The 10,221-nt window shown below is 68.5% G+C and carries 11 protein-coding genes; 9 read left to right on the top strand and 2 right to left on the bottom strand.

Annotated elements, in window-relative coordinates; all coding sequences use genetic code 11:
• From infB to Q0D75_RS20460, 3 genes are all read left to right on the top strand, one after another.
• On the top strand, positions 1-2,187 hold a 2,187-nt coding region (gene infB / locus Q0D75_RS20470; RefSeq protein ID WP_291057638.1), incomplete at its 5' end, for a translation initiation factor IF-2.
• Positions 2,188-2,318: 131 nt separating this feature from the next.
• Positions 2,319-2,783: a 30S ribosome-binding factor RbfA gene (rbfA, locus tag Q0D75_RS20465; protein ID WP_291057636.1), complete on the top strand. Its 465-nt coding sequence runs from the start codon at positions 2,319-2,321 to the stop codon at positions 2,781-2,783.
• Positions 2,784-2,990: 207 nt separating this feature from the next.
• Positions 2,991-3,449: a hypothetical protein gene (locus tag Q0D75_RS20460; RefSeq protein WP_291057634.1), complete on the top strand. Its 459-nt coding sequence runs from the start codon at positions 2,991-2,993 to the stop codon at positions 3,447-3,449.
• 200 nt (positions 3,450-3,649) lie between these two features.
• On the opposite strand, the gene Q0D75_RS20455 is transcribed toward Q0D75_RS20460, so the two are convergent.
• On the bottom strand, positions 3,650-4,558 hold the full coding sequence (locus Q0D75_RS20455; protein ID WP_291057632.1) for an A/G-specific adenine glycosylase: 909 nt from the start codon (positions 4,556-4,558) through the stop codon (positions 3,650-3,652).
• Between the two features lie 38 nt (positions 4,559-4,596).
• On the opposite strand from Q0D75_RS20455, the gene Q0D75_RS20450 reads away from it, so the two are divergent.
• The 3 genes from Q0D75_RS20450 (at position 4,597) to Q0D75_RS20440 (ending at position 6,667) form a co-directional block, all read left to right on the top strand.
• A complete protein-coding gene (locus tag Q0D75_RS20450; RefSeq protein ID WP_291057630.1) occupies positions 4,597-5,211 on the top strand; it encodes a uridine kinase in 615 nt (204 codons plus the stop codon).
• Positions 5,212-5,318: 107 nt separating this feature from the next.
• Positions 5,319-6,302: a tRNA pseudouridine(55) synthase TruB gene (truB, locus tag Q0D75_RS20445; protein WP_291057628.1), complete on the top strand. Its 984-nt coding sequence runs from the start codon at positions 5,319-5,321 to the stop codon at positions 6,300-6,302.
• Entirely contained in the window at positions 6,299-6,667 is a 369-nt protein-coding gene (locus Q0D75_RS20440) for a hypothetical protein (RefSeq protein ID WP_291057626.1), read from the top strand. The genes truB and Q0D75_RS20440 overlap by 4 nt, the downstream gene beginning before the upstream one ends.
• 40 nt (positions 6,668-6,707) lie before the next feature.
• Here Q0D75_RS20440 and Q0D75_RS20435 read toward each other — a convergent pair whose 3' ends face one another.
• Positions 6,708-8,159 (bottom strand): serine hydrolase, encoded by a 1,452-nt coding sequence (locus tag Q0D75_RS20435; RefSeq protein WP_291057624.1) that lies wholly within the window; start codon positions 8,157-8,159, stop codon positions 6,708-6,710.
• Positions 8,160-8,259: 100 nt separating this feature from the next.
• Between Q0D75_RS20435 and Q0D75_RS20430 the strand changes: the two genes are divergently transcribed.
• From Q0D75_RS20430 to Q0D75_RS20420, 3 genes are all read left to right on the top strand, one after another.
• Positions 8,260-8,670, top strand: coding sequence for a hypothetical protein (locus Q0D75_RS20430; RefSeq protein ID WP_291057622.1), 411 nt, complete (start codon positions 8,260-8,262; stop codon positions 8,668-8,670).
• Entirely contained in the window at positions 8,667-9,605 is a 939-nt protein-coding gene (locus Q0D75_RS20425; RefSeq protein WP_291057620.1) for a bifunctional riboflavin kinase/FAD synthetase, read from the top strand. Before Q0D75_RS20430 ends, Q0D75_RS20425 begins: the two co-directional genes overlap by 4 nt.
• A partial coding sequence (locus tag Q0D75_RS20420) for an MFS transporter (RefSeq protein ID WP_366513469.1) occupies positions 9,592-10,221 on the top strand: 630 nt, incomplete at its 3' end. The genes Q0D75_RS20425 and Q0D75_RS20420, both read left to right, overlap by 14 nt.

Genomic DNA, 10,221 nt, shown 5'->3' with positions numbered 1-10,221 from the left:
CCGCGTCCCGGCGCTCCTCGCCCCGGAGCCCCGCGTCCGGGTGCACCCCGTCCGGGCGCTCCGCGTCCCGGCGGCCCCGGCGGCTTCCGTCCCGGCGGCCCCGGTGGAGCCGGTGGCTTCCGTCCGGGCGCTGCCCAGGGTGGCGGCGCACGTCCCGCTCCCGGCACGCCCGGCTACCGTCCGGGTGGAGCACCCGGCGGCGGCTTCGCACCCCGTCCGGGTGCGGGCGGTCGTGGCCGCGGCCCCGGTGGTGGAACCGCCGGTGCGTTCGGTCGCGGTGGCGGCAAGAGCAAGGCGCGCAAGTCGAAGCGCACGAAGAGAGCAGAGTTCGAGCTGCGCGAGGCCCCGTCGCTGGGTGGCGTGAGCGTACCCCGCGGCGACGGCAACACCGCCGTGCGGCTGCGTCGCGGTGCCTCGATCACCGACTTCGCCGACAAGATCGACGCGAGCCCCGGCAACCTGGTGACCGTGCTGTTCCACCTCGGTGAGATGGCGACGGCCACGGAGTCCCTCGACGAGGCCACCTTCCAGGTGCTCGGCGAAGAGCTCGGCTACAAGATCCTGATCGTGTCGCCGGAGGAGGAAGACCGCGAGCTGCTCGAGGGCTTCGACATCGACCTCGACCAGGAGCTGGAAGACGAGACCGACGAAGACCTGGAGATCCGTCCCCCGGTCGTCACCGTCATGGGTCACGTCGACCACGGTAAGACGCGCCTTCTCGACGCGATCCGGAACGCGAACGTCGTCGCCGGCGAGGCGGGTGGCATCACCCAGCACATCGGTGCGTACCAGGTCATCACCGAGCACGAGGGCATCGAGCGCCCGATCACCTTCATCGACACCCCGGGCCACGAGGCGTTCACCGCCATGCGTGCTCGTGGTGCCCAGGTGACCGACATCGCCATCCTCGTGGTGGCGGCGGACGACGGCATCATGCCGCAGACCATCGAGGCCCTGAACCACGCCCAGGCGGCCAACGTGCCGATCGTGGTCGCGGTGAACAAGATTGACAAGGCCGACGCCAACCCGGCGAAGGTGCGCCAGCAGCTCACCGAATTCGGCCTCGTGGCCGAAGAATACGGTGGAGACGTGATGTTCGTCGACGTGTCCGCACGCAACGACATCGGTATCCAGGACCTACTCGACGCCGTGATCCTCACGGCCGACGCCGGGCTCGACCTGCGGGCCAACCCCAACAAGGATGCCCGTGGTATCGCCATCGAGGCGAAGCTCGACAAGGGCCGTGGTGCGGTTGCGACCGTGCTCATCCAGTCGGGAACGCTCCGCGTCGGAGACGCGATCGTGGCCGGAACCGCTTATGGGCGTGTTCGTGCCATGGTCGACGAGAACGGCGAGACCGTCACCGAGGCGACCCCGTCGCGTCCGGTGCAGGTGCAGGGACTCTCGTCCGTGCCCCGAGCCGGCGACACCTTCCTCGTCACTGAGGAAGACCGCACCGCGCGTCAGATCGCCGAGAAGCGCGAAGCCGCCGAGCGCAACGCCTCGCTGGCCAAGGCCCGCAAGCGCATCTCGCTCGAAGACTTCACCCGTGCCCTCGAAGAAGGCAAGGTCGAAGCCCTCAACCTCATCATCAAGGGTGACGTCTCCGGTGCCGTCGAGGCACTCGAGGAGTCGCTGCTCAAGATCGAGGTCGACGACAGCGTGCAGCTGCGCATCATCCACCGCGGTGTGGGTGCCGTCACCGAGTCGGACGTCAACCTGGCGACCGTCGACAACGCGATCATCATCGGGTTCAACGTCCGTCCCGACACCAAGGCGCGCGAGCGTGCTGCCCGAGAAGGCGTGGACATCCGCTTCTACTCGGTCATCTACAACGCGCTGGACGACATCGAGAGCTCGCTCAAGGGCATGCTCAAGCCCGAGTTCGAAGAGGTGCAGTCGGGTGTCGCGGAGATCCGCGAGATCTTCCGCTCCTCCAAGTTCGGCAACATCGCCGGTGTCATCGTGCGGTCGGGAACGATCACGCGAAACGCCAAGGCTCGGGTCATCCGCGAGGGTGTCGTCGTGGGGGACAACCTCGCGATCGAGTCGCTGCGCCGCTTCAAGGACGACGTCACCGAGGTGCGCACGGACTTCGAAGCCGGTATCGGCCTCGGCAAGTTCAACGACATCCAGATCGGCGACGAGATCGAGACGATCGAAATGAAGGAGAAGCCGCGGGTCTGACCTGTGGTCGGGACCCGGTGAGGGTCTCGCTCTCCGCCTTAGGATTGGGCTTCGCCCAAAGGCGGCGGAGAGCGAGACCCTCACCGGGTCCCTTACGTTTACACTCGCTGCAAGGAAGTAAGGGGTAAGGAATGGCTGATCCGGCTCGGGCTGCGAAGATGGCGGACCGCATCAAGGTGATCGTGGCCAAGCGACTGGAGAAGGGGATCAAGGATCCTCGGCTCGGGTTCGTGACCATCACGGATGTGAGAGTCACCGGTGACCTTCAGCATGCATCGATCTTCTACACCGTCTACGGGGACGACCGGGAGCGGGCTGATTCGGCCGCGGCTCTGAAGTCGGCCACCGGGATGCTGCGCAGCGAGGTCGGGAAGAACATCACGGCCCGGCTGACGCCGTCGCTGGAGTTCATCGCGGATGCTCTGCCGGAGAACGCTCATGCGCTCGAAGAGCTGCTGGCCGAGGCCAAGGTCCGGGATGCTGCGGTCGAGAATCTTGCGAAGTCGGCTACTTATGCCGGGGACGCGGATCCCTATGTGAAGCCTCGGGTCATCGGTGAGGATGAGGAAGACGGGCCGTTCGACGACGAGCGGTGAGCGCTGCCCTTCAAGAGCAAATCTGGAGGCACGTACTAGCTCCTTGCCAACGTCATTGATTGTCACCTTCGTATGCGGTGAGGTAGCTTTTTTGGGGCGTGTAGCTGAGCCCGAGACTTCCTTTAGATCGGACTGATCGGTGTCGTCAGATCGGACTGATGAGTGAAGTAAAATGAATAATACTCAGAGGGTGTCTATGATACTAAAGTGACTCTCTCGGTTCTTTCGATCGCCGCCTATTCGATCTTTTTGCTTTACATGATCGTCATCGATTGGATTCCCCTCTTTCCGCTCAACGATTTGGCGGCAGCCCAGGCGGGAGGATTCGGTCGGAGACTGGCGAGTTCTCTCGGCAACACGCTGCCTGTCGCTTTGGTGCTCGCGACTTTTATTGCCTATTTCAATCAGCCGTTTCCGTTATGGGCCACTGCATACGATCTGTTCTACGTGGTCGTCTTTCTCGTTCTTGTCTGGCTGGCGTGGTACGGACCATATTTCTTTGGAACTAAATCCGAGCGCGAGGTTGAGGCGATGCGAGAGTACGGCAAGACTGTCCAGTGTCTACCTAAGCGTGGCAACAACGTCCGACCGAATCTTGCGCACGAAATTCTCCATATCCTCTTTATTTTGAGCGCCTTGAGTCTCGCCCTGAGACTGTCCGCTTGACGTCGCTTGCGCGGTCAGTTCTATGCCCCGATGACCACTTCCGGATTGACGGATGCGGCCAAGGAGCGTGTCCTGGATGCTACGATGTGCCGGATTGCGGCGGTGATGGCGAGCAGTCGTGTTCGCCTCGGGCGTGGTTCGTATCACCCTCCGGTGAGCTCGACTGTGACGGGCGCGTATATCTCTACGTCTCCTTCTCTCTACGGGAGTTGGAAAAGGTCGTCTTCGGAGGCGACTATGAGGCCGTCTTTGAGGAGGCCGGCTAGGGCTCTGCCGTAGCGGGCCTGGTCGGTCAGGGCCTGGGAGAGGACTGCTGCGGGGACCGGGTGCGGCGTGCTTCTGAGGACTTTGAGGAGGGCGCCTCGCGCCTGGCGGTCTGAACCCTCGTACTTCTTCTGGGTGGGGCGACGGGAGACCTCGGTGTCGGGGTAGCCGCTCTGACGCCAGGCGCAGAGGTCGGCCAGGGGGCAGAGTTCGCACTTCGGGGAGCGGGCGGTGCAGACGAGGGCGCCCAGCTCCATCATGCCGGCGTTGAAGCGGGCGGCTGCGGTGTCGTCCGGGGGGAGCAGGGCAGTCATCGCGGGGAGGTCGCGTTTGGCGTTGGGGGATGCCGCATCCGGAAGGCCGTCGACGGCCCGGGCGATGACGCGGCGGATGTTGGTGTCTACTACGGGGTGGCGGGAGCCGTACGCGAAGACCGCCACGGCGCGGGCGGTGTAGTCGCCCACACCGGGGAGGGCGAGGAGGGCCGTCACGTCGTTCGGCACGACACCGTCGTGGCGCTCGGTGATCGCGACCGCGCAGGCGTGCAGGTTGAGGGCACGGCGGGGGTAGCCGAGGGACTGCCAGGCGCGCACCGCCTCGCCGGGGGCGTCGGCTGCGAGGGCGGCGGGCGTCGGCCAGCGGGTGAGCCACTCGTCGAGGCGCGGGATCACGCGCACGACCGGGGTCTGCTGCAGCATGAACTCGCTGACGAGGGTGCCCCAGGCCGGGAAGCCCGGTCGGCGCCATGGCAGGTCGCGTGCGTTCTCGCCGAACCAGTCCACGATCCGGTCCGCGAACTCGGCGCCGGCGCTGGGGCCGGCGCTCGGCGGCGGTTTCTCGGGCATCCCTCAACCCTAGAACGTCGCAGACGTAGACTGGCGGCATGGTGACGGGACCGGATGCGGCAAGTGAGTTCGCGGATGCGCTGGCGAAGGAGATCGCCCACAACTACCGGGCGGGGCGTGTGATCGTGGGCGTCGACGGCGTCGAAGGCACCCGGGGGTTCGCCGACGAGCTCGGTGCGGCGTATCGGCGTGCGGGGTCGACGGTGGTTCGCGCATCGATGGACGACTTCCAGCGGCCACGGGCCGCCCGTGAGCTGCGCGGGGCGGACTCCGGCGAGGGCTACTACTTCGACCGGTACGACGTGTCGACGCTGTCCCGGGTGCTGATCGAGCCGTTCCGGATGGGCGGGAGCACGGGCTTCCAGCTCGCCTCGTTCGACGCCGCCCGGGATGCTCCGCGCGAGTCGGCCTGGCTGACCGCACCCGCCGACGCGGTGCTCATCCTGGACGGGCCGTTCCTGCAACGGCCGGGCCTGCGCGGCACCTTGAACTTCACGGCGTACCTCGAGACGCGGCGCTTCGGCCTGCCGGCCGCCGTTCTCGGTGCCGACGACCTGTACCAGGCCGAGGCCGGGCCGCGATTCGGCGCGAGCGCGATCATCGACGTGAACGCCCCCGAGCATCCGCGCCGCGTCTTCTCCGACTCCTGCTGAGCGCTTCCTCCTCGCGACCCGTCGATTTTGGCCCCATCCCGCCGAGAGAAGGGCCAAAATCGACGGCTCGCGAAGAGGGGGTGCGGCGAACTGTTAGCGTGGCAGGCGTGAAATCTGCGTCATCGGCCGTCAGCGGCATCCTGCTCGTCGACAAGCCGGCGGGGTTCACCAGCCACGACGCGGTCGCCCGCACCCGCCGGCTCGCCGGAACGCGCAAGGTAGGGCACGCGGGAACGCTGGATCCGATGGCCACCGGACTGCTCGTGCTCGGCGTCAACAGTTCGACCCGGCTGCTCACCTTCGTGGTTGGGCTCGACAAGGAGTACCTCGCGACCGTGCGCCTGGGCGCCGCCACCACAACCGACGATGCCGAGGGCGAGCTGCTCGACGCTGCCGACCCGACGCGCGTGCGGGCGCTCACCGAGGAGTCGATCGGCGAGGCGTTCGCCGCCCAGCGGGGCACGATCGTGCAGGTGCCGAGCTCAGTGAGCGCCATCAAGGTCGACGGCAAGCGCGCCTACGCCCGCGTGCGCGCGGGGGAGGACGTGGTGCTCGACGGGCGTACCGTCACGATCTCCGAGATCGAGCTGTTGGGCGGCCCGCGACCGGTGAGCGACGCCTCCGGCGAGTTCGTCGACATCGACGTGCGCGTGGTCTGCTCCTCGGGCACCTACATCCGGGCCATCGCCCGGGACGTGGGCGCTCTGCTCGGCGTGGGCGGGCACCTGACCGCCCTGCGCCGCACCCGCATCGGCCCGTTCGGCCTCGCCGACACCCACACCCTCGACGAACTCGCGGACTCGGCCGAGACCGGTGCCGCGCTCCCACTCCTCACGCCGGCGTCCGTCGCCGGTCGTCTCTTCCCCGTGCTCGAGGTCGACACCGACGCCGCCGCCGCGCTCGGCCACGGACAGCGGATCGACGTGGCCGCGTCCCCCGCGCTCACGGCCGACGGCGAATCCGGCCCCGTCGCCGCCATCACGGGGGACGGCCGTCTCGTGGGTCTGGTCGCCGTCACCAAAGGCCGCGGCAAGAGCATCGTGAACTTCCCACCCGATGAATACGCACCCCCGGCAGGAGCGACCCCGTGATCGAGTGGTTCACCATCGTGCAGGTGAGCGTGGCCGTGGCGGCCGGGCTGCTCTGCGTCATCCTGGGCCTCAGCGGCCGCAAGCCCACCGACCTCAGCATGGGCGCGACCGCCCTGGTCGAACTGCTGCTGATCATCCAGCTGGTGATCGCGATCGCCTCGCCCGCGTTCGGCAACAACCCCTCCGGCAGCCTGCTGGAGTTCTACATCTACCTGATCTCGGCCGTACTGCTGCCGGCGGCCGGTGGATTTTGGGCCCTGATCGAACGCAGCCGCTGGAGCACGGTCATCCTCGGCGCGGTCTGCCTCGCGGTGGCCGTGATGGTGTACCGGATGAACGTGATCTGGTTCGTGCAGGGCGCCTGACCCGCATCCCGCGCCCGGCGCCCGGGGCGGGGCGGCCGCGTCACTCCTTCTCGAGCAGCGCCACCGCATCCTGAACCTGGCCGAAGAAGGTGGCCTGGTCGGCCAGCGCCGCCGGATCGGCCGACTCGCCCTGGATCGACACGGTGAAGGTCCGCCCGTCGGCCCGCTCCAGGTACCAGCTGCCGGCCAGCACGCCGATCGAGCTGCCGCCCTTGAACGCCACGTAGCTCCAGTCGTCGCCGAAGGTCTCGCCGAGCCCGCTGTTGATCGCGAGGATGTCGCGCACGGGGGCCGCGGCGGGGTCGAGCGCCTTCTGCTGCAGCGCCAGGTGCGCGGCCGTGAGGTCGTCGGCCGTGGTGAACCAGTCGAGGCCGCTCTGCCACACCGGAGTGGCCACATCCTGCACCGCCACATCGACGAGACCGGTCGGCAGCGTGTTCAGGATGGCCTGACGCCCGGCGCTGTCGGCGTCGGCCCAGGCGGCCCGGCCGGCCGCTTCGGACTCACCCGTGCCCCAGCCGAGCTGGAACAGGGCACGAGTGGTGAGCAGCGGCACGTTAATGGCGGGATCGTTCTGGCCCATCACGGAGAACTGCCGCTGCACGGCCTCCGGGCCCACCGCGGAGATCAGCAGGTCGGTGGCCGTGTTGTCGCTGATCGAGATCATCTTCTCGGCGGCCTCGCGCACGGTCACCGTGCTGCCGGAGGGCGAGTTCTGCAGCTCGCCCGAGGGCAGGCTCTTGACGTCGTCGGTGACGGTGAGCGGCTGGTCCCAGGCGAGGGTGCCGGCCGTGACGGCGTCGGCGACCGCGCCCAGCACGTAGAGCTTGAACATCGAGCCGGAGGGCATGGCCTCCGCGGCGTCGTGTCCCGCGGCGAGGAGAGGGGTTCCGGCCGGCTGCGCCGCACCCGCCGGCTCGACCTCCGTGACCACGAGCCGCGTGTCCGACGCGAACCCCTCGACGGCGTCTTCGAGCTCGCCCCAGCTGGTGGCCGGGGTGCGGTCGCCGGCCGAGGGGGTGAAGAGCAGGCCGGCGATCTTCTCGTCGGTGTCGAGGGCGATCTGCAGGTCGAGCGAGTCGCCGCCGGGGGAGGTGATGGTCACGACGGCCTGCGTGCCGCCTTCTTGCACGGCCGTCGGCACCCACGGTCCCTGGGCGCCCAGCTGCGAGAACACCTCGGTGAGTCCGTCGGCGCCGAGCTGGTCGAGCACGGGCTGCGCGAAGCGGGAGGTGATCCCGGTCGTCAGGGCATCGCCGTCGACCTCGCCGTTGACGGCGGAGATGACCCAGCCGGCCTGCTCGCCGAGAGCGGTCTCCGGCAGGGCGACGGCGGAGTGCTGCGAGGAGGCCGCGGTCGCGGTGGAGACGCCCGACCCGTTCGCCGCACCGGGGTCGGCGCAGCCGGCGAGGCCGAAGCCGAGACCCAATGCCAGGGCGAGACCGGTGACGGACAGGGTGCGGGGGCGGTTGTTCCTGCGTTCTGAGCTCATGCCTCCAGCCAAGCGGACAGGGCGGCACGAGGCATCCGGCTCCCGGAGGAACCCTCTCCGTCCCTCGGGGGAGGTGCGGGTGCCATAAACTCGAAGCGACATGGCACACGACACTCTCGCCCCGCCCACCCGAACCCGTGCGCGGGGCATCGGGCGGGTGCTCATCATCGTCTACGCGATCCTGGCGCTCGGCGCCACGGGCCGCTCGGTCGTTGAGATCATCGAAAAGTTCGACCAGGCGCCATTCGCCTACACGCTATCGACGCTGGCCGCCGTGGTTTACATCGTCGCCACCGTCGCCCTGATCGCCCCCGGGCCGGTCTGGTACCGGGTGGCCTGGGTCACCATCACGTTCGAACTGGTGGGCGTGCTGACCGTGGGGACGTTGAGCCTCTTGCTGCCGGAGCTTTTCGCCAAGCCATCAGTCTGGTCGTGGTACGGCATGGGCTATCTGTTCATCCCCCTCGTGCTGCCGGTGCTCGGGATGCTGTGGCTGCGGAAGAACCGATGAAGACGTACTACGCGCTCGACGAGGTTCCGGCGGACTTCGGCCCGTCGGCCGTGACCATCGGCAAGTTCGACGGCGTCCACGCGGGCCACCGCGCGGTCATCGACGAGCTGCTCTCGGCCGCCCGTGCCCGCGATCTGGAGTCGGTGATCATCACCTTCGACCGGCATCCGCTCGCCCAGCTCGACCCGGCGGCCCGGCCCGACGAGCTCGTCAGCAACGCCCAGCGGCTCGATCTGCTGGCCGGCACCGGTGTCGACGCGACCCTGTTCATCCGCTTCGACGGCGCTCTGGCCTCGATGACGCCGCGCGAGTTCGCCGAGAAGATCCTGCGCGACGTCTGCCACACCAGTGTGGTGATGGTGGGCCAGGACTTCCGGTTCGGATCGCAGGGTGCCGGCGACATCGAGACGCTGCGCGAGCTCGGACGGGAGTTCGGCTTCGACGTCGACCTCATTCCCGAGGTGCAGCCCGAGGGCGACCGCAAGGTGTCGTCCACCTGGATCCGTGAGCTGCTGGCCGAGGGCGACGTGACCCGCGCCGGCGAGCTGCTGGGCCGCACGCCGGCCGTCCGCGGTGTCGTGGTGCACGGCGCCGCCCGTGGTCGCGAACTCGGCTTTCCGACGGCCAACCTCTCGCCCGAGTCGGAGGGGCTGATCCCCGCCGACGGTGTGTACGCGGGCTGGCTCACCGACGGCGACGAGCGCTATCCGGCAGCGATCTCGGTGGGCAGCAACCCCACCTTCGACGGTGTGCCGCCCAAGCAGGTCGAGGCGTACGTGCTCGATCGCACCCTGGATCTGTACGACCACCTCGTGGAGATCTCGTTCGTCGCGCGCATCCGGGGCCAGGTGAAGTACACCGGCATCGACCCGTTGATCGAGCAGATGAACATCGACGTCGATGGCGTGCGCGCCATCCTGCATGACGCCTCCTGAGGCGCCGGAGCCGGTACCCGGCCCCGCTTCAGGCCCGGCCCCGCTCTGGCGCGGCCGCACGCTCGCCCTGATCGCGATCGTCGTGGTGGCGCTCAACCTGCGCCTGGCGGTCGTGGCGCTCTCGCCCATCCTCGACCAGGTGTCGGCCGACATCGCGCTCGGCAGCCTCGGCGTGGGCGTGCTCGGGATGCTGCCTCCCGTCTGCTTCGCGGTCGTAGGGCTGTTCGCGCCGGCGCTGCACCGCCGCTTCGGGCTCGAACCCGTGGTGATCGGGGCGCTGGCCGCGATCCTGATCGGTGATCTGGCTCGGGCGCTGTCGGGCTCGTACCTCACGCTCGTGCTCGGCAGCGCCGTGACCTTCGCCGGCATGGGGGTGGCCAACGTGCTGCTGCCGGCGCTGGTGAAGCGCTACTTCCCCGATCGGGTGGGGCTTCTCACCGCGCTCTACGCCACGACGCTGGCGATCAGCGCCACCATCCCGCCCCTGCTGGCGGTGCCGATCGCCGATGCCGCGGGCTGGCGTGCCTCGGTCGGCAGCTGGTCGGTCTTCGCCGTTCTGGCGCTGCTGCCGATGTTGCTGCTCGTCGCGCAGGAGGCGAGGGAAGCGCGGGGCCGC

The sequence above is a fragment of the Herbiconiux sp. genome, from assembly GCF_023264855.1.
GTDB lineage: Bacteria > Actinomycetota > Actinomycetes > Actinomycetales > Microbacteriaceae > Herbiconiux.
Note: the sequence above shows the minus strand (reverse complement) of the source record. Positions and strands in the feature narration are given on the sequence as shown.

What these genes read in the sequence shown, in the direction of transcription:
- rbfA (WP_291057636.1), top strand. Translation starts at nt 2,319, where the DNA reads ATGGCTGATCCGGCTCGGGCTGCGAAGATGGCGGACCGCATCAAGGTG.
- Q0D75_RS20455 (WP_291057632.1), bottom strand. Translation starts at nt 4,558, where the DNA reads ATGCCCGAGAAACCGCCGCCGAGCGCCGGCCCCAGCGCCGGCGCCGAG.
- Q0D75_RS20450 (WP_291057630.1), top strand. Translation starts at nt 4,597, where the DNA reads ATGGTGACGGGACCGGATGCGGCAAGTGAGTTCGCGGATGCGCTGGCG.
- Q0D75_RS20435 (WP_291057624.1), bottom strand. Translation starts at nt 8,159, where the DNA reads ATGAGCTCAGAACGCAGGAACAACCGCCCCCGCACCCTGTCCGTCACC.
- Q0D75_RS20430 (WP_291057622.1), top strand. Translation starts at nt 8,260, where the DNA reads ATGGCACACGACACTCTCGCCCCGCCCACCCGAACCCGTGCGCGGGGC.
- Q0D75_RS20425 (WP_291057620.1), top strand. Translation starts at nt 8,667, where the DNA reads ATGAAGACGTACTACGCGCTCGACGAGGTTCCGGCGGACTTCGGCCCG.